Origin of the sequence: Pirellulimonas nuda, assembly GCF_007750855.1 — a bacterium.
Lineage (GTDB): Bacteria > Planctomycetota > Planctomycetia > Pirellulales > Lacipirellulaceae > Pirellulimonas > Pirellulimonas nuda.
Genome location: NZ_CP036291.1, coordinates 4,059,437 through 4,076,144, shown reverse-complemented (window position 1 = coordinate 4,076,144; position 16,708 = coordinate 4,059,437). Strand labels below are relative to the sequence as shown.

15 protein-coding genes are annotated in these 16,708 nt (G+C 67.9%); 11 read left to right on the top strand and 4 right to left on the bottom strand.

All coding sequences use genetic code 11. From position 1 onward, the window contains the following. The first annotated feature begins 363 nt into the window (after window positions 1-363). From Pla175_RS15830 to Pla175_RS15815, 4 genes are all read left to right on the top strand, one after another. Window positions 364-2,016, top strand: coding sequence for a sulfatase family protein (locus Pla175_RS15830; protein WP_197526890.1), 1,653 nt, complete (start codon window positions 364-366; stop codon window positions 2,014-2,016). A 311-nt stretch (window positions 2,017-2,327) separates the two neighbouring features. After that, on the top strand, window positions 2,328-3,377 hold the full coding sequence (locus tag Pla175_RS15825) for an aldo/keto reductase (protein ID WP_145287054.1): 1,050 nt from the start codon (window positions 2,328-2,330) through the stop codon (window positions 3,375-3,377). A gap of 17 nt (window positions 3,378-3,394) precedes the next feature. Then, complete coding sequence (locus Pla175_RS15820; protein WP_145287051.1) at window positions 3,395-3,784, top strand: RbsD/FucU domain-containing protein; 390 nt, start codon at window positions 3,395-3,397, stop codon at window positions 3,782-3,784. Continuing rightward, window positions 3,781-4,620 carry an amidohydrolase family protein gene (locus tag Pla175_RS15815; protein ID WP_145287048.1) on the top strand — a complete coding sequence of 280 codons (840 nt, stop codon included), beginning with the start codon at window positions 3,781-3,783 and terminating at the stop codon, window positions 4,618-4,620. The genes Pla175_RS15820 and Pla175_RS15815 overlap by 4 nt, the downstream gene beginning before the upstream one ends. Before the next feature lie 53 nt (window positions 4,621-4,673). Here the strand turns inward: Pla175_RS15815 and Pla175_RS15810 are convergent, their stop codons facing one another. Together Pla175_RS15810 and Pla175_RS15805 are read right to left on the bottom strand one after the other, a co-directional pair. Continuing rightward, entirely contained in the window at window positions 4,674-5,624 is a 951-nt protein-coding gene (locus tag Pla175_RS15810; RefSeq protein WP_145287045.1) for a dihydrodipicolinate synthase family protein, read from the bottom strand. Between the two features lie 162 nt (window positions 5,625-5,786). Further along, entirely contained in the window at window positions 5,787-6,890 is a 1,104-nt protein-coding gene (locus Pla175_RS15805; RefSeq protein WP_145287043.1) for an HD domain-containing protein, read from the bottom strand. A gap of 302 nt (window positions 6,891-7,192) precedes the next feature. Here Pla175_RS15805 and Pla175_RS15800 point away from each other — a divergent pair, with 302 nt between their 5' ends. The 7 genes from Pla175_RS15800 to Pla175_RS15770 all read left to right on the top strand — a co-directional run bounded on the left by Pla175_RS15800 (window position 7,193) and on the right by Pla175_RS15770 (window position 14,551). Next, window positions 7,193-8,167: a sugar phosphate isomerase/epimerase family protein gene (locus Pla175_RS15800; RefSeq protein ID WP_145287039.1), complete on the top strand. Its 975-nt coding sequence runs from the start codon at window positions 7,193-7,195 to the stop codon at window positions 8,165-8,167. Between the two features lie 69 nt (window positions 8,168-8,236). Continuing rightward, the gene (locus tag Pla175_RS15795; RefSeq protein WP_145287034.1) at window positions 8,237-9,556 is read left to right on the top strand and encodes a Gfo/Idh/MocA family protein; all 1,320 of its coding nucleotides are present in this window, start codon (window positions 8,237-8,239) and stop codon (window positions 9,554-9,556) included. Continuing rightward, complete coding sequence (locus tag Pla175_RS15790; RefSeq protein ID WP_145287031.1) at window positions 9,553-10,746, top strand: formylglycine-generating enzyme family protein; 1,194 nt, start codon at window positions 9,553-9,555, stop codon at window positions 10,744-10,746. The genes Pla175_RS15795 and Pla175_RS15790 overlap by 4 nt, the downstream gene beginning before the upstream one ends. A gap of 117 nt (window positions 10,747-10,863) precedes the next feature. After that, window positions 10,864-11,967, top strand: coding sequence for a TIGR04053 family radical SAM/SPASM domain-containing protein (locus tag Pla175_RS15785; protein WP_145287028.1), 1,104 nt, complete (start codon window positions 10,864-10,866; stop codon window positions 11,965-11,967). After that, window positions 11,967-13,424 (top strand): protoporphyrinogen oxidase, encoded by a 1,458-nt coding sequence (hemG, locus tag Pla175_RS15780; protein ID WP_145287025.1) that lies wholly within the window; start codon window positions 11,967-11,969, stop codon window positions 13,422-13,424. The genes Pla175_RS15785 and hemG overlap by 1 nt, the downstream gene beginning before the upstream one ends. Next, complete coding sequence (locus tag Pla175_RS15775) at window positions 13,421-14,215, top strand: YwiC-like family protein (protein WP_145287022.1); 795 nt, start codon at window positions 13,421-13,423, stop codon at window positions 14,213-14,215. Before hemG ends, Pla175_RS15775 begins: the two co-directional genes overlap by 4 nt. A gap of 18 nt (window positions 14,216-14,233) precedes the next feature. Beyond that, window positions 14,234-14,551, top strand: coding sequence for a cupin domain-containing protein (locus Pla175_RS15770; protein ID WP_145287017.1), 318 nt, complete (start codon window positions 14,234-14,236; stop codon window positions 14,549-14,551). 90 nt (window positions 14,552-14,641) lie between these two features. Here Pla175_RS15770 and Pla175_RS15765 read toward each other — a convergent pair whose 3' ends face one another. Further along, window positions 14,642-16,138, bottom strand: coding sequence for a mannitol dehydrogenase family protein (locus Pla175_RS15765; protein WP_145287009.1), 1,497 nt, complete (start codon window positions 16,136-16,138; stop codon window positions 14,642-14,644). Further along, on the bottom strand, window positions 16,135-16,707 hold the full coding sequence (locus tag Pla175_RS26600; protein WP_231953924.1) for a hypothetical protein: 573 nt from the start codon (window positions 16,705-16,707) through the stop codon (window positions 16,135-16,137). The genes Pla175_RS15765 and Pla175_RS26600 overlap by 4 nt, the downstream gene beginning before the upstream one ends. Window position 16,708 lies beyond the last annotated feature (1 nt).

The window sequence follows — 16,708 nt, the reverse complement described above, 5'->3', positions numbered from 1 at the left end:
CGCGCTCCCGAGTAGAAGAGAGAATCCCCCAATCTTAGTCGGAAGCGGCCTATTATTGCAATCGCTTGTGGCGGTCATCCGCGGGGGCCGCTGGGAGTGGTCTTCTGGCAGGAAAGCCCACTTGTCCCTCGCCGATAGGGCGCTATTCCGCGGGTAGGGAGCGGAAGTTACTCCGAAACCACCCCGTCAGCCCGGCTGGGCAGAGATCAGTCGATCGACGCCTGGGCGCGGCTTGGGATTCCCGCGCCGAGCATTGCCACCGCAGCGCCCAATGCGGTGGGCCCGCGTCTGTTCGATTGACCCAACGGGTCTGGCGTAGTTGAATGCAGCCTTCGCTCCTCTAGTCCGAAAAGCGCCAAGTAAATGACTCATTCCTCATTTCTTTTCCGCGTGCTGCGCCTCGTCTCTTCTGCCGTCTGCCGACATCCTCTGTTGGCGGGAAAGGTTCGGCGGAGTGTGCTGAGCGCCACGGGTGCGCTGCTGGTGTTGTTCGCCGGGAGCGTCGCCGCCGCAGACAAGCCGCCCGTCAATATCTTATTCATCATGTCGGACGACCACGCGGCCCACGCGATCGGCGCCTACGGCGGGCGGTTTGCCCCGCTTGATCCGACGCCGACGCTCGACCGGCTGGCCTCCGAGGGGGTCCGATTCGACCGCTGCTTCTGCAGCAACTCGATCTGTGTCCCCAGCCGCGCCACGCTGATGACGGGGCAGTACTCTCACAAGAACGGCCTGCGTACGCTGGTCGGCGAGCTGCCCGCCGAGCGGCAGACGCTGGCGCTGCGGATGCGTGAGGCGGGCTACGAGACCGCGATGATCGGCAAATGGCACCTGGGGGCGGAGCCCGCGGCGTTCGACCATTACTGTGTGCTGGACGGTCAGGGCAAGTACTTCAACCCCACGTTCTTCGTGCGCGGCCCCAAGGCATGGCCCCACAACACCCGCCGGCCGTCGGACGCCTCGTACGACTCGATCCACTCTTCCGACGCGATCACGGACGAGTCGATCGCTTGGTTGCGCAAGCGGAAGTCCGACCGCCCCTTCTTCCTGATGCACCACTTCAAGGCGCCCCACGACAACTTTGAGAACGCCGAGCGCTACGACTGGCTGTACGACGACGTCGAGATCCCCGAGCCGGCAAACCTTACCCACCGCGGCGGCCACGGGCCTGTGGGCAGGCCGCCGTACGGCACCAGCGTTTCTCGCCGGAACACCCGGAGGAACATGGGGCAGCACATGGACACGCCCCAGTCGCTAGACGACCAGGCGTACACGGCCGAGTCGTACCAGCGCTACCTGAAGAAGTACCTGCGCTGCGTCCGCGGGGTCGACGACAACATCGCGCGGTTACTGCGGGCGTTAAAGGATCTGGGGCAGCTCGACAACACGATCGTCATCTACACGGCGGACCAGGGGTTCATGCTGGGCGAGCACGACTACATCGACAAGCGGTGGATCTACGAAGAATCGATGCGCATGCCGCTGATCGTCTGGGGCGCCGGGGTCCCGTCCGGCGGCGCGGTGCGCCACGAGCTGATCTCCAACGTGGACTACTTGCCCACTATCCTCGATCTCGCCGGCGCCGACCCTGCCGGCGACGATCTTGCTGGTGACGATGCCGCCGGCGCACAGCTCGACGGCCGCAGCTTCGCCCCGATGCTTTCGGGCGAGGCCATCGAGGATTGGCGCGACCAGGCGTACTACCGCTACTGGATGCACATGACGCACCACGACGTGCCGGCCCATTACGGCATCCGCACCGACGACTACAAGCTGGTCTTCTTCTACGGCCTGCCGCTTGACGCACGCGGGGCGCTGCCGACGCCGACCCCGGCCTACTGGGAGCTCTACGACCTGCGGGGGGACCCCACCGAAGACAACAACGTGATCGACGACCCCCGCTACGCCGATGTGGCCGCCGACCTCAAGCAGCGTCTGCTCGCCCTCAAAGAAGAAGTGGGCGACACCGACGAGCCGCACGAACAGCTCATGACGGTCCGGAAAGCGGCCTGGTGACGCTGCGTCACGGCAACTGGCAGGGCGAGCTCTGCAACGCTTATACGGCCCGTGGGATGCGGCCCGTTGCGAACCGGCAGGCGGCGGAACGCTAGGCGATACCCGCAGGCGAATCGCCCATCGATCCACTCCATGGACGGGGGGCGGCACGAAAAGGTAAGTTGTGCACCGTCGGGATCGACCCGCCGCGGGCGGCGCCCGCCCGGCTCGTCGTACTCCGCTACTCGACGAACGCTTTTCACGCCCCTGTTCGCATTGCGGCACACGAAGTCATGCCTGACAGATCGCGCGACGATGGCCGCCGGCCAACGATGGACCAGTTCCCCCGCGTGGTCTTCGGGTCGAGCGCATTGGGGAACCTGTACGAGGCGCTCCCGGACGAGCGCAAGCTCGATCTAGTCCGCGCCTGGTTCGACCAGGGGGGCGGAGGCGACAACGAGTCGGGTCCGGTGGTCATCGATACGGCAGGGAAGTACGGCGCCGGGCTGGCGCTCGAGCAACTGGGCGTGTGCCTGCGGCGGCTGGGCGTGCCGCCGGAGCGGGTGGCTGTCGGAAACAAGCTGGGCTGGTACCGCGTGCCGCTCCGTGGGCCCGAACCAACCTTCGAGCCGGGCGCCTGGGTCGACCTGGAGTTTGACGCCCAACAGCGGATCAGCGGCGAGGGGATCCTCGAGTGCTGGCGTCAGGGGGTCGAGCTGCTCGGCGAGCCCTACCGGCCGCGCATGATGTCGGTGCACGACCCGGACGAGTATCTGGCGGCTGCCTCCGACGCAGCGGACCGCGACCGGCGCTGGACAGACGTGCTGGACGCCTACGCCGCGCTGAGCGACCTGCGCCGATCGGAGCCCGGGACGACGCTCGGTATCGGCTCAAAGGACTGGCGTGTGGTGCAGCAGATCACCGCCCGGGTCGACGTCGACTGGGTGATGCTGGCCAACTGCGTGACCGCCTACACGCACGCCCCCGAGGCGCTCGACTTTATCCGCGGCCTGTCGGATTCAGGCGTGCGGGTGATCAACTCGGGCGTCTTCAACGCGGGGTTCTTGGTCGGCGGGCAGTACTTCGACTACCGGCGGGTGCAGCGCGACGCAGAAGCGCAGCTTTTCGAGTGGCGCGACGCGTTCAAGCGGCTGTGCGAGGCCCACGCGGTGGCGCCGGCGCACGCCTGCATCCAGTTCGGGCTCTCGCCGTTGGGGGTCGAGGCGGTAGCGCTCAACACCACCGATCCCGACCGTGTCGCTCAGAACCTGCACTTCGCCACCACCCCGCTCGACGACGCCTTCTGGCGCGAGGCGAAGCAACTCGGCCTGATCTCCAGTGACTATCCCTACCTCGCCGCCGATGCGCCTGTCGGCCGATAAACCAGCGAGCCGCCGCCATGATTAAGACCGGAATACTCAACCCCGCGATCGCGTCGCTGCTGCGGCGTGTGCGCCATACCAACACGCTGGTGATCTCCGATCGCGGCTTCCCCTGCTGGCCGATGATCGAGACGGTTGATATCAGCTTGGTAGACGACGTGCCGACCGTGCTGCAGGTGCTCAGCGCTATCCGCGCAAACTTTCAGGTTGGGCACGCGTGGATGGCGCAAGAGTTCCTCGAGAACAACGACGCGCCCACCACCGCGGCGTTCGCGGACGCCCTGTCGGGCGTAGCGGTCCACCACGAGCCGCACGTCGAGTTCAAGCGCCGCGTCCCTTACGCGATCGGCCTGATCCGCACCGGCGACACCACCCAATACGCCAACATGATCCTGGAATCGTCATGATCCTCGATTCGCACCACCACCTGTGGCAGTACAGCCCCCGCGAGTACGGATGGATCGGCAAGGGGATGGAGTCGATCGCACGCGACTTCGCGCTGAGCGACCTAGAGGCCGCCGCGGCGGCCGCCGGCGTTGAGGCGTCGGTCGCGGTCCAGGCCCGCCAGACGGTAGAAGAGACGGACTGGCTCATCAGCCTGGCGGAGCAGCCGGGGATGATCCGGGGCGTGGTCGGTTGGGCGCCCCTGGCCGACCCCTCGCTTGCGCGGCGCCTGGAGCGCTGGGCGGACCATGCCGTGCTCAAGGGGCTGCGCCACGTCGTGCAAGACGAGCCGGACGACGGCTTCCTCGATCGGGAAGACTTCAACCGGGGCGTCCGCCAGGCGCTGGCGGCCGGCTACAGCTACGACATCCTGATCTTCGCCCGGCATCTGCCGGCGGCGATCCGCCTGGTCGACCGTCACCCCGAAGGGAGGTTCGTGCTCGATCACCTCGGCAAGCCGGCGATCGCCGAGGGAGAGATCGAGGTGTGGCGCACGGGGCTGAATCACCTCGCCGAGCGGCCGAACGTCTGCTGCAAGGTCTCGGGGATGGTCACCGAGGCCGACTGGGAGCAATGGTCGCCCGAGCAGCTCAGGCCCTACCTCGACGCTGCGCTGGAGGCCTTCGGGCCGGGGCGGTTGATGTTTGGCTCCGACTGGCCGGTGAGCCTGTTGGCGAGCCCCTACCACCGCTGGGTCGAGGTCGTATCGGAATGGGCCGCGGCGCTGTCGCAGCCCGAACGCGACGGGCTGTTCTATCGGAACGCGGCCGACTTCTACCGGATCGATTGCGGGGCCTGAACGCCGTTTCGCTGCCGGCGGCCCGCCGCCAGGGGGGACGAGGACAGGTCGACTTAGTCGGCGGCGGCTATGGGCCGGGGCGAGAGCAGCCCCGCGTCGTTCAGCACCCGCTCAACCTGCTCTCGCTGCGCAGCGGTGCAGGGCGCCAGCGGCTCTGCCATCCGGCCCGAGCATAGCCCCACCAGCTCGGCGGCGCACTTGATGCCGCGGATCGCGCCGGCGGCGTAGCCGCCGCTCGAAAAAACTTCGCACAGCGCGGCGTGGCGGGCCTGCAACGCGCGCGTGAGCGGTTCGTCTCCGGCGGCCGCGGCTCGGTAGAGGTCTACCAGCAGCCGGGGCCAGACGTTGCCGCCGCCGCCGACGCAGCCGTGCGCCCCCAGCCCGACCGCCTCGACAAGCAGGTCCTCCGGGCCCACCAGCACCGACCAATCGGCCCGGCGACGGGCGAGCTTGCACACCGTGGCCAGGTACCGCAGGTCGCCCGAGCTGTCCTTCAGCCCAACGATCGATTCAATCTCCATCAGCTCCGCGACTGTGTCGGTCTCGAACCAGGTCTTGGTGAGCCGCGGCATGTTGTACAGGAAGAGCGGCAGCGGGCACTCTGCGACGACCGCGCGGATGTACGACGCCAGCTCGTGCTGCTCCAGCGGGATGAAGAAGGGGGTGGTCGCCACCACGGCCGCGGCGCCCGCCTGCGCCGCGTGCTGCGCCATCGCGATCGTCTCTGCGACGGAGTTGTCCGTCACCCCGACCAGCACGGGGACGCGGCCATCGACGTAGCCGATCGCCAGGCGTACCAACTCGCGCCGCGCCGCCGGGGAGAGCGACACGGCTTCCCCCGTGGTGCCCAGCAGGAACAGGCCGCTGACGCCGCCGGCCAGCACGTGCTCGATGAGCCGCTGAAGGCCGGCGGCGTCGATCTGGTCGCGATCGGCTAGCGGCGTCAGCAGTGGGGGGACGATCCCTGTGAGCGGCCGGGGGAGCGTGGGGCTGGACTGGGGCATGTCTGGGTGGGGTCGGGCTTTGGGGGGCTAGCGGCGACGTCAACCCCCGATTGTAGGCTACCGGCATCGACGCCGCCGGTCGCGAAAACGCATTGCGGGCGCCTTCGAGCGAAAAAACGTCAACGCGTGTTCGCACGGGCGGCCTTTCCGCAAACGTGCCGCTCAGCCGCACATGGCGCTGAGGTCGCGGAGGTACGCGATCGCTTCCTCCAGCTCTGGCGCCTCAACGCCCGGCTGCCGGCCGGCCCGGTCGCACTCGCCCAGCAGCACGAGTTCGTCAAAGCTCTCCGACTCTTTCAGACGCCGCAACCTGCGTTTGCCGATCGATCCATCCGCGATGCAGTGCGCGAGCATGTGGTTCTCGATCAGCCAATGGGTGCGGTCTGAGATGACCCCTTCGAGCGCCTCGAGGCCGGCCGCCACGTGGTCGGAGCGATCGATCCCCTTGCCCACGTCGTGCAGCAACGCCGCGGTGAGGAACTCCTCGTCGTACGGAAGCACGTCGCAAGCCAGGTCGAAGACCTGCAGGCTGTGGTACAGGGCGTCTCCTTCGGGGTGGTGCTGGCGCGCCTGCATCACGTTCTCCAAAGGGAGCAACAACACCTCGAAGAGCTGAAAGCGATCGACCCGCCCCTGGGCCTCAGCGAGCGCGTGCTCGAGGTCGAGGTTCGGGTACTCTAGTTGCAATAGCTGCTCCAGCTCGGCGATGCTGACGCGCTCGATCGCCTTGCCGGTGATCGAGCTCTTGAAGACGAAGTTCGCCTCAGCCGCGCCGTAGACCGTCAGCTCCAGCGGGTGCTCCGCGGCGACGTGCACGTGCCGGAAGACCTGCTCTTGGCCGTTCTTGCGGACCTGCTTCCGCTCGACGTCGTAGACCAGGCCCTGCTGGTCGAGCACACCGGTCACCGCCTGCATGCTGTTGGAGAAGAGGTGCAGGTCGATGTCCGACCCCTGCCGGACGTGGCCCGTCAGCACGCTGCCGATCAGCCGCGGGCGGAACCGCGCCATCAATCGCATCATCTGCAGCACGGCCAGACGCATCGTCTGCAGATTGACGGTCCGTTGATCCCCCTCGTGCAGGCGGGCGAACAACTGGATCTGGTCGCGGATCTCGGCGTTGCTGGGCAGGTCGGCCGGGCTGGTCCAGCCGCGGCAGTAGCGCCGGGCCGCCTTCTGCTTGGCTCGGAAGTACTCGGACTCTTGCCGGTCGTACATCAAGCGGGCCGCCTCCCAGGCGATCTGCCGCCGCAGTTTCGAACTCTCCAATGCAGGGGCGCCGTAAGCCCATTGAACCGGCGCGTGGGCGTCGAGGAGGTTGGCCGGGAAGCGCGGCGCTCCCAGGCGAAGCCGTCAGCATACACCGGCGCCTTGCGGTGTCGATACCGATCGGCCGTTCCGCGGCCGGCCGCACCCGGCCGGTGTGGTCGAAAGGGGCACGTCGAAGAGCGGCGCCTTCCTGGCTGCTTGCGACCCGTCCAGCCCGGTTCCCGGGCAGCGGTTGTGGTAATATGAATGTGCGCTTCTTGGCGGAGGCGCGCCGCTTTTCGCAGACCAGCCGAGAACTGAACATGCCCAGCCCGATCGGAACGAGCACGCCCGTCCATCCGCCAACAGAACCGACCGGCCCCGCCGTGTCGCGGCGGGGGTTCGTCCAGCGTCTGTCGGCGGCCTCGCTGCTGGGCGCCGGCTGGACGGTGGTGCCGCGGCGCGTGGCGGCGGCCCCGACGGCGCCGGCCGCCGACAGCAACAAGGGGCGCATCTTCAAGTCGGTGAAGTGGGGGATGATCGCGATCGAGGGCCCCGCCGAAACAACGACGCTCGATCGCTTCCGCCTGTGCAAAGAACTGGGCTACGACGGCATGGAACTGGTCAGCCCGGAGGGGCCGAGCGCCGCCGAAGTACGCGCCGCCAGCGAAGCGACCGGCATGCCGGTGCACGGGCTGGTGGACATGAAGCATTGGGACGTCCGCCTCTCGTCGCCCGACCCCAAGGTGCGCGACCAGGGACGGGAGTTCTTCGAACAGTCGCTGCGCGACTGCCACGCGTACGGCGGCTCGTCGGTGCTGCTGGTGCCGGGCAACGTGGGCGGCGCGGACGAAACGCACGACGACGTGTGGCGTCGCTCGATCGAGCAGATCCGCCTCACGCTGCCGCTGGCCAGCCGGCTGGGGGTGCGGGTGCTGATCGAGAACGTCTGGAACGGCTTCTGCGAGAACCCGGACGAGGCGCGCGACTACCTCGACGAGATCGACAGCCCCTGGGTGGGCGCCTACTTCGACATCGGCAACGTCCGGAAGTTCGCCCCCAGCGAAGAGTGGGTCCGCACGCTCGGTCCGCGCATCGTCAAGCTCGACGTGAAGGACTGGGGCGCCTCAAGCGGCTTCTGCAAGATCGGCGACGGCGACGTCAACTGGCCGGCGGTGCGGCAGGCGCTGGCGGAGATCGGCTTCACGGGCTGGTGTACCGCAGAGGTTGAGGGAGGTGGACGCGAGCGGCTGGCGGACATCGCTCAGCGGATGAACAAGGTGCTGGCCCTGGCCTAGGGATCGTCGTCGGCTAGGCCAACACCCATCACCCAACGGCTACGAAAAAAACACTCAAGCAGGTTGAACATGACTGATACATCTCATACAAGCTCGCCCGACCGTCGCGTGTTCCTCAAGGGCGCCGCGGTCGCGTCGTCCGCCCTCGCAACCGCGGCCTGGGCTGCGCCACGCGCCGTCGGCGCGACCGCCGGCGTCCACACGGGGGTCGACGAGACGCTCCGCATCGGGCTGGTGGGCTGCGGCGGGCGCGGGACCGGCGCCGCGGTCGACGCGTTGGTCGCAGACAAGAACTCCGAGCTGGTGGCCGTGGGCGACACGTTCGTCGACCGGGCGCAGGACATGCTCGAGGCATTGGGGTTCGAGGAGTCGGTCGCCGATCGGATCAAGGTCTCGGGCGACCGGGTGTTCAGCGGCTTTGACGCGTACAAGCAGGTGATCGACAGCGGCGTCGACGTCGTGCTGCTGTGCACGCCGCCCCACTTCCGCGCAGAGCAGTTCGAGTACGCCGTGGCGCAGGGCAAGCACTGCTTCGTCGAGAAGCCGGTGGCGACCGACATCCCCAGCCTACGCCGCGTAGCGGCCGCTTGCGACGAGGCGAGGAAGAAGAAGCTGGCGGTTGTTTCGGGCCTCTGCTGGCGGTACGACCCGGGGGTCCGCGAGACGGTCAAGCGGCTCCAAGACGGCGCCATCGGCGACATCGTGGCGATCGAGTCGAGCTACAACGCCGGCACGCTGTGGCGCCGCACCCCGAAGCCGGGGGCGCCCCCGTGGAGCCAGATGGAAGAGCAGGTGCGCAACTGGCTGTACTACACGTGGCTCAGCGGCGACATCATCTGCGAGCAGGCGATCCACAGCCTCGACAAGACCGCTTGGCTGCTGGGCGACGCCAGCCCCGTTGAGGCGATGGCGCTCGGCGGACGCCAGCAACGCACCGACCCGAAGTACGGCCACGTGTTCGACCACTTCTCGGTCTTCTTCACCTACCCCCAGGGGCAGCACGTCTACTTCACCTGCCGCCAGCAGGACGGCTGCACCACGCGGGTCGAGGAACGGGTGCTTGGCACCAAGGGCACGGCCGAGGTGCTGGCGGGCCGCATCGACGGCCCCAGCGCCTGGAAGTACGACGGCCCCAAGCCCAGCATGTACCGCGTCGAGCACGAGGAACTGTTCCGCAGCATCCGCGACGGCGACCCGATCCACAACGGCGACTACATGATCAACAGCACGCAGATCTCGATCATGGGCCGGATGGCGGCCTACACGGGCAAGACGCTCACGTGGGACCAGGTGGCGGCCAGCGAACAGAAGCTCGGCCCCGCCCAGTACGCCTGGACCGACATCGAGTCGCCGCCGGTCGCGATCCCGGGGGTCACCAAGTTCGCATGAGCATGCTAGCGCGCGTAATGCTACTGGCGGCCGGGTTGCTGGCCGCGGCGCCGGCGTACTCGGCCGAGGCGGAGCTGCCGCCGGGCGTCGCGGCGGAACGGCCGTCCGAAGGACCCTTCGTCGAGCACGACGGGGTGTTCCTGGTCCCGTACTGGGAACAGGTGCCTGGCGCCGACGTGCGGTTCGAGATGATCCCCGTGCCGGGGGGAGAGCTGCTGCTTGGCAGCCCCGACTCCGAGCCGGGCCGCGCCGACGACGAGGGCCCGCAGCGGCGGGTGACCCTCCCGCCGTTCTGGATCGCGGCGCGTGAGGTCTCCTGGGCCGAGTACCGCCCGTTCATGAACCTGTGCGCGGCGTTCGAGAAGTTCAACGACGCGGGGACCCGTCCCGTGACCGACGAGAACCGTGTCGACGCGATCACGGCGCCCTCGAAGCTGTACGAGCCGAGCTTCACGTTCGCCGCGGGCGAGGACCCTCAGCTCCCCGCGGTGTCGATGACGCAGTTCTCGGCCAAGCAGTACTCCAAGTGGATCAGCCTGGTGAACGAGCGGTTCTACCGGCTGCCGACCGAGGCCGAGTGGGAGCACGCCTGCCGGGCCGGCTCGGGCGCGGCGTACGCGTTCGGCGACGGGGCCGAGCAGCTCAACCAGCACGCCTGGCACGCCGGCAACTCCGACGAGGCGACGCACCCCGTGGGGCAGAAGCGGCCCAACGCGTGGGGCCTGTACGACATGCACGGCAACGCCTGCGAGTGGGTGTTAGACGCCTACACCCCAGAGGGCTACGCCGCGCTGCCCCCGGGCCCAACCCCCTCCGACCAAGCGGTGCAGTGGCCCACCAAGCTCTCCCCCAGGACGCTGCGCGGCGGTTCGGCGCTGCTGGACGCCGAGCGCAGCCGCAGCGCGGCCCGCCGGGCGGCGGACGACGAGGAGCTGAAGCTCTACGACCCCAACACCCCGACCAGCCCGTGGTGGTACGCCAACGACGAGGCGCAGGACATCGGTTTCCGCTTGGTGCGTCCCTACGCCGCGCCCGCCGCGGACGGGCGCGCAAAGGTGTGGGACGCCGACGTCCCCACGATCCTGCGGGTCGCCAACTTCCGCATCGAGAAGGAAGGACGCGGCGAGTGGGGGCTGGCGGACCCCGATCTTCCAGCGGCGCTCGAGGCGCTCCGCCGGCCCAGCAAGTAGCGGCCACTTCGGGCGTGACCGTTTGACGCGGCACGAACGGCGGTTTGTATTCTATACATTGGGGTGCAGATACGATAAGGTGATCAGGAGCTTAGCCACCGAATCAGAGCCGCCGCGATGCACGCCGGACCCCGAGACGCCACCCGCCCTACGCACCTGAGGTCGCGTGCGTCGTTCGATCACAGCCCCATGCTCGTGTTCTACGAGCTGACCCGGGCGTGCGACCTGGTCTGCTTGCATTGCCGCGCGTGCGCCCAGAGCCGCCCCGACCCGCGCGAGCTCTCCACCCAGCAATCGAAGCGGTTGATCGACGAGCTGACGAGGTTCCCTTCGCCGCCGATGCTGGTGCTGACCGGGGGCGACCCCCTGAAGCGGCGGGACATCTTCCAACTGATCGAGCACGCCGTGGAGTCGGGCATCGAGGTATCGATCACGCCCAGCGCCACGCCACTGATCAACCGCGACTCCATCAGCCGCCTGCGGCGTGCCGGGATCTCGCGGATGGCCATCAGCATCGACGGCGCCGACGCGGCGACCCACGACGCCAACCGCGGCGTGGCCGGCAGCTTCGACCGCAGCCTGGAGGCGCTGCGCATCGCCCGGCAAGAGGGGGTCCAGTCGCAAGTCAACACCACGCTGACGCCCGCCAACGTCGGCCAGATCGGGGCGATAGCCGGGCTGTGCGACACGCTGGGGATCGCCCTGTGGTCGGTCTTTTTCCTCATCCCGGTCGGGCGCGCCGCGGGGATGCAGCGGCTCGACGCCCAGGAGTGTGAGGAGGCGTTCGGGCTGCTGCTGCAAGAGTCGCGGCGGCGATCGTACATGGTGAAGACTACCGAAGCGCCCCACTACCGCCGGTACGTGATCCAGAACGCCTCGAATCGGGGGGCGCCTACCGCGCCGCGTGGGTTCATCCCGGCCGGCGTGAACGACGGTAAAGGGGTGATGTTTGTCAGCCACACCGGCGAGGTCTTTCCCACCGGATTCCTGCCGGTGCGCTGCGGCCGCTTCCCTGCGGACAGCCTCGTCGAGGTCTATCAGCGTTCGCCGACGTTCAAGACGCTGCGCGACCCTCGGCAGTTGCGGGGCAAGTGCGGCGTGTGCGAGTTCCGCAACGTGTGCGGCGGGTCGCGCGCCCGGGCGTTTGGCGCGACCGGCGACATGATGGCCGAAGAGCCCGACTGCGTTTATATTCCCCCCGCGTACCAGGGCACGGCGTGATGGATCGTTTCACCGGGCAGCGACGCGTCGCCGTGATCGGTGGAGGCGTCTCAGGGCTAGCCGCCGCGCACCGGCTCCGTCGGCTCGCACCGGGGCTCGACGTCCGTCTGCTGGAGTCGGGCCCGCGTCTCGGGGGCGTGATCCGCACGCACCGCGAGAGCGGGTTCCTCATCGAGGGGGCAGCGGACAACTTCATCACCAACCCGCCGCACGCGGTCGATCTGTGCCACGACCTCGGCCTGACCGACGAACTGATCCGCACCAACCCGAACGGCCACGGCGCGATGGTGGTGAGCCGCGGCAGGCTCGAGCCGATCCCGCCGGGGTTCGTGGTGATGGCTCCTTCGCGGGTCTGGCCGCTGCTCTCGACGAGGGTGCTGAGCCCGCTGGGCAAGCTGCGCAGCGCCTGCGAGCTGCTGGCGCCGCGCAAACGGGGCGGCGACGACGAATCGCTGGAGTCGTTCGTGACGCGTCGGTTTGGGAGGGAGATGTTCGAACGGCTCGTTCAGCCGCTGGTGGGGGGCATCTACACGGCGGACCCCGCGCGGTTGAGCGTCGCGGCGACGATGCCTAGGTTCTTGGAGATGGAGCGCAAGCACGGAAGCCTCATCCGAGCGATGATGGCCGAGCGTCGGCAGCGGGGGCAGGCACGCGAGGAGCACGGGGGCGCCCGCTACAGCCAGTTCATGACGCTGCGGGGCGGGATGTCGCGACTGATCGACGCGCTGGGCGCCAGCCTCCCGGCGGACGCGGTCTGCCACAACGCGCCTGTTCATGCGCTCGATCACGACGGCGACGGCTGGCGGCTGTCGTACGGCGACGGGGGCCGGCTCGACGCAGACGCGGTGGTGGTAGCGTGCCCGGCGCCGCAGGCGGCCGCGATCGTGCGGCGGGTTGATCCCACGATCACGCGGCTGCTCTCGCAGATCGAGTACGCCAGCTGCGCGGTGGTGTCACTCGCCTTCGGGCGCGACCAGATCCGCCGGCCGATCAACGCGTTCGGGTTTGTGGCGCCCCGCATCGAAGGCCGCCGAATCCTCTCGTGCAGCTTCTCGAGCGAGAAATACGCGGGACGCGCGCCCGAGGGCGCCGTTCTGATGCGGGTGTTCATTGGCGGCGCGCTGCAGCCCGGCCTGCTCGACTCGCCCGACAGCGGGCTGGTGGAGCTTGCCTGCCAAGAGCTGGCCGCGCTACTGCGGATCCGGGGGGGCCCGATCCTCAGCCACGTCACCCGCCAAAACCACGCCATGCCCCAGTACCACCTGGGACACCTGGACCGCGTCGCCCAGATCAACCAGCGGTTGCTTGCGCGCCCCACGCTCGCATTGGCCGGCAGCGCGCTGAACGGGGTGGGGGCGCCCGGCTGCATCGCGAGCGGACAAGAAGCGGCGCGACGCGTGGTCGCCGCGATGGAGTCTTCGCCGATCGGCAGGGCGGCGCCGGGGGGAGTCGTATGAGCGCGACCTCGGTTTCACATTCGCTGCTGAGCGTGCCCCCCATTCCCCGGGCGAAGCTGGAGCCAAGGGAGCATGGCGCCTACGCGATCCTAGGGATCCCGCTGCTCACGTCGATCTGGATGGCGGGCCTCTCGATCGAGGGCGCCTGCGTCGCGCTGGCGTCGGCGGCCGGCTTCTTGGCTCACGAGCCGCTGCTGGTGGCTTGGGGGCGTCGCGGCCAGCGGGCGCAACAAGCCGCGCCCGCGGCCCGGCGGCGGCTCTTGCTCCTGCTGACCGCGGCGTCTGCTTGCGGGTCGGTGGCCCTGCTGCAGGGGTCCCCCGCAACGCGCGTGGCGATGTTGGGGTGCCTGCTGCTGGCGGCGAGCGGCCTGGCGCTGGCGGCGGCCGGCGGCCACCGCACGCAGGGGGCCCGGTTGTGGTGCGTCGCCGGCTTGTCCGCGCCCTGCGTGCCGATCCTGCTGTCGGGGGACTGGTCGATCTCGCAGAGCATCGCCACGTGGGCCGCGTGGTTGATCGGCTTCGCCGCGACCACCGTAGCGATGGGGAGCGTGCTGGCGCAGAAGAAGACGCGGTCGAGGGCCGCCCGCGGGGCTTGGATCGTCGCGCTGGCGGGCCTGGCGGCGGGGCTGACGCTTGCCGGTCGAACGCCGGCGGTCGTCTCGGCGCCGATGCTGGGGGTAAGTGCTTGGCTGGTGTTCTGGCCTCCCCCCGCACAACAGATCAAACGGATCGGATGGGCCCTGGTGGCCGCCACGGTGGCGACCGCCGCAGGGATGATCGCAATCGCCTAGTGCAAGAAGGAAATCGAGATGACGGATATCAACGACGCTGGACGGCTGATCGACTTGTTCGACACGGGCGCCCAGCCCGAACCCAAGCCGAAGCTGCTGCTGCAGAACGATGCGTTCAAGGTCATGCGGTTGGCGCTCCCGGCGGGTAAAACGATCGCCGAGCACAAGGCGCCCAAGGAGATCGTGGTGCAGTGCGTCACGGGCCGGGTCGAGTTCACGGCGATGGGGCAAACCCACACAATGGCGCCGGGCAACCTGCTGCACCTCCCCCCCAGCGAGCCGCACGCGCTGACGGCCACAGCCGACTCGATCGTGCTCGTCACGATGGCCAAGTAGGGGGGGCGCCTCTAGCGAACCGGGGGCCGGCTGGTGTAGCGGGCGGCTAGGTGGCTCGTGTGTCGCCGCCCCAACCCAGTATCTGTCCGGTCAGTCTTCATCACGCATCAGGGCCTGCATGTGCTCGGTGACATCGGCCGTACGATACACGCGGTCGATCATGTCAGTGTAGGTCTTCGCGAACCGCTCGTCGTTGGCGAGGTCGCCGAACACGAGTTTGATTCTCAAGAACGACAAGCGGTCTTCGCGGGTCGCCTTCGCTGCATCGTGCAAACAGTCCTTCAACGCGTCCGTCACTACCAGAGGCTGGCCGTGGCGATCGGCGTGCTTGTCGCTGTAGTAGCACCACGCCGCGATCACGAGCGCCGCGTAGCGGACGCTGCCGCCCCTGGCGAGGTTTTCTCGGATGGTGGGGATCAAGAAGACGGGCAACTTGCTCGAACTCTCTAGGCAAATCCTGGCAAGGTTGTCCCGTATGTTCGGATTGCCAAACCGCCCGAGCAGCGTCGCCTTGTAGTCGTCTAGGTCGACCCCTTCCACGGCGTCCAGAACGGGGGTTGCCTCTAGGTCGTAGAACCGCTGGAGGTACTCTCGAAAGAGGTCGTCGCCCACACACTCGTCGATGGTCTGGTAGCCGAACACGCTGCCAAGAATCCCCAGCACCGAATGGCCCGCATTGAGCAGCCGCAGCTTCATCTTCTCGTACGGCGTGACATCGGGAACAAAATGGACTCCCACGTTCTGCCAATCGGGACGGCCCGCCGAGAAGCGGTCCTCGATGATCCACTGGCAAAAGGGCTCGCAGACCACCGGCCACTGGTCATCGATGTTGTGCTCCGACCGCAGATAGTCGATGTCGGACTGGACCGTGACCGGCGTGATGCGATCGACCATCGCGTTGGGAAAGCATGCTTCTCTCTCGATCCACTCGGCCAACTCTGCATCTTGCAGACGCGCAAAGCCCAGCAGCATCTTCCGTGTTAGATCGCCGTTGTGCTGGATGTTGTCACAAGATTGAACCGTGAACGCCGGCAGCCCCTGCTCGCGGCGCTTCCGCAACGCGGCGGTCAAGTACCCAAACACCTGTCGGGGCTGAAGCGGATGGTCGATGTCGTGCCGGGCGTCTGGGTGGGTCGCGTCGAACTCACCCGTCGCGGCGTCGGCGCCGTAGCCCCCTTCGGTGATCGTCAGTGAAACGATCTTCGTCTCTGGATGGGCCATGCGGTCGATGACCGCCGCTGGATCGTCGCACCCCATCAGGAAATCAACGATGGATCCGATCACCCTGGTCTCGACGGCGCCGTCCGGGCGTTTGACGATCAATGTGTAGAGGTAGTCTTGCTGCTTCAGGATCGTGGCCATCCTGCGGTCGGAATCACGCAGGCCAACGCCGCAGATCCCCCATCGCGGGGCGTCTCCGGACTCTAGCAGCAGGTCGGTATAGTACGCTTCGTGAGAGCGATGGAACCCCCCCACGCCAACGTGCACGATCCCCGTGGTCAACCGGCCGCGGTCGTAGGTCGGTCGGGCGATGTCGCTGGGAAGCCGCGAGAGGTTCTGCTGGTTCAACGCTATCAGCGTCTTCATGCTTTTGCCTTGTTTAGTCGTGTCGTGCGCTGCAACACCCAATAGGCGGAGGCGAAGTAGATGATCGTGAGGGCAAAGCCCCATGGGTAGAACACGTCTGCGTTCCGCTGGTAGGCGGGCATGTCGGGGCTGCGGAACATAACTACCAGCGCCAGTATCAAGGTGGCCGCCAGGGCGAGCCACTTCGTGCCCCGCAAGATGTAGGTCAGGGCCGAGCGGTCGTGGACCGGCGGGCTTTGGGCGAGGGCTTGTTGCCTTTGGTAGTCCTTGATCGCTTCGCTGCGTGCACGCTCGGCCCCCTCCTCGGCCGGGTAGCGTTCTCTCGCACCGTAGCGGCTCGCCAGGATCGTGTAGAGGACAATCGTGAACGCCCAGGTCGGCAGGAAGAGGTAAAAGAACGACATGACCTGCAGGTAGTTCAGCCCGAACCCGAACGCCAGCCCCGCCGCCCAGGAGGCCACCGCCGGGGTGCTGTGCTTTAGGCCGCGGTACTTCGCCCAGTATCGGGTAAGCCCGATGCGCGGGAATAGGAAGTGCTCTGCGAAGACAATCCCGCCCACCGGAACCACC

Excerpts from the sequence above, each read along its gene's own strand:
- Pla175_RS15770 (WP_145287017.1), top strand. The coding sequence starts at position 14,234 with ATGACGGATATCAACGACGCTGGACGGCTGATCGACTTGTTCGACACG.
- Pla175_RS15800 (WP_145287039.1), top strand. The coding sequence starts at position 7,193 with ATGCCCAGCCCGATCGGAACGAGCACGCCCGTCCATCCGCCAACAGAA.
- Pla175_RS15775 (WP_145287022.1), top strand. The coding sequence starts at position 13,421 with ATGAGCGCGACCTCGGTTTCACATTCGCTGCTGAGCGTGCCCCCCATT.
- Pla175_RS15815 (WP_145287048.1), top strand. The coding sequence starts at position 3,781 with ATGATCCTCGATTCGCACCACCACCTGTGGCAGTACAGCCCCCGCGAG.
- Pla175_RS15825 (WP_145287054.1), top strand. The coding sequence starts at position 2,328 with ATGGACCAGTTCCCCCGCGTGGTCTTCGGGTCGAGCGCATTGGGGAAC.
- hemG (WP_145287025.1), top strand. The coding sequence starts at position 11,967 with ATGGATCGTTTCACCGGGCAGCGACGCGTCGCCGTGATCGGTGGAGGC.
- Pla175_RS15810 (WP_145287045.1), bottom strand. The coding sequence starts at position 5,624 with ATGCCCCAGTCCAGCCCCACGCTCCCCCGGCCGCTCACAGGGATCGTC.
- Pla175_RS15765 (WP_145287009.1), bottom strand. The coding sequence starts at position 16,138 with ATGAAGACGCTGATAGCGTTGAACCAGCAGAACCTCTCGCGGCTTCCC.
- Pla175_RS15820 (WP_145287051.1), top strand. The coding sequence starts at position 3,395 with ATGATTAAGACCGGAATACTCAACCCCGCGATCGCGTCGCTGCTGCGG.
- Pla175_RS15795 (WP_145287034.1), top strand. The coding sequence starts at position 8,237 with ATGACTGATACATCTCATACAAGCTCGCCCGACCGTCGCGTGTTCCTC.
- Pla175_RS15785 (WP_145287028.1), top strand. The coding sequence starts at position 10,864 with ATGCACGCCGGACCCCGAGACGCCACCCGCCCTACGCACCTGAGGTCG.
- Pla175_RS15790 (WP_145287031.1), top strand. The coding sequence starts at position 9,553 with ATGAGCATGCTAGCGCGCGTAATGCTACTGGCGGCCGGGTTGCTGGCC.
- Pla175_RS15830 (WP_197526890.1), top strand. The coding sequence starts at position 364 with ATGACTCATTCCTCATTTCTTTTCCGCGTGCTGCGCCTCGTCTCTTCT.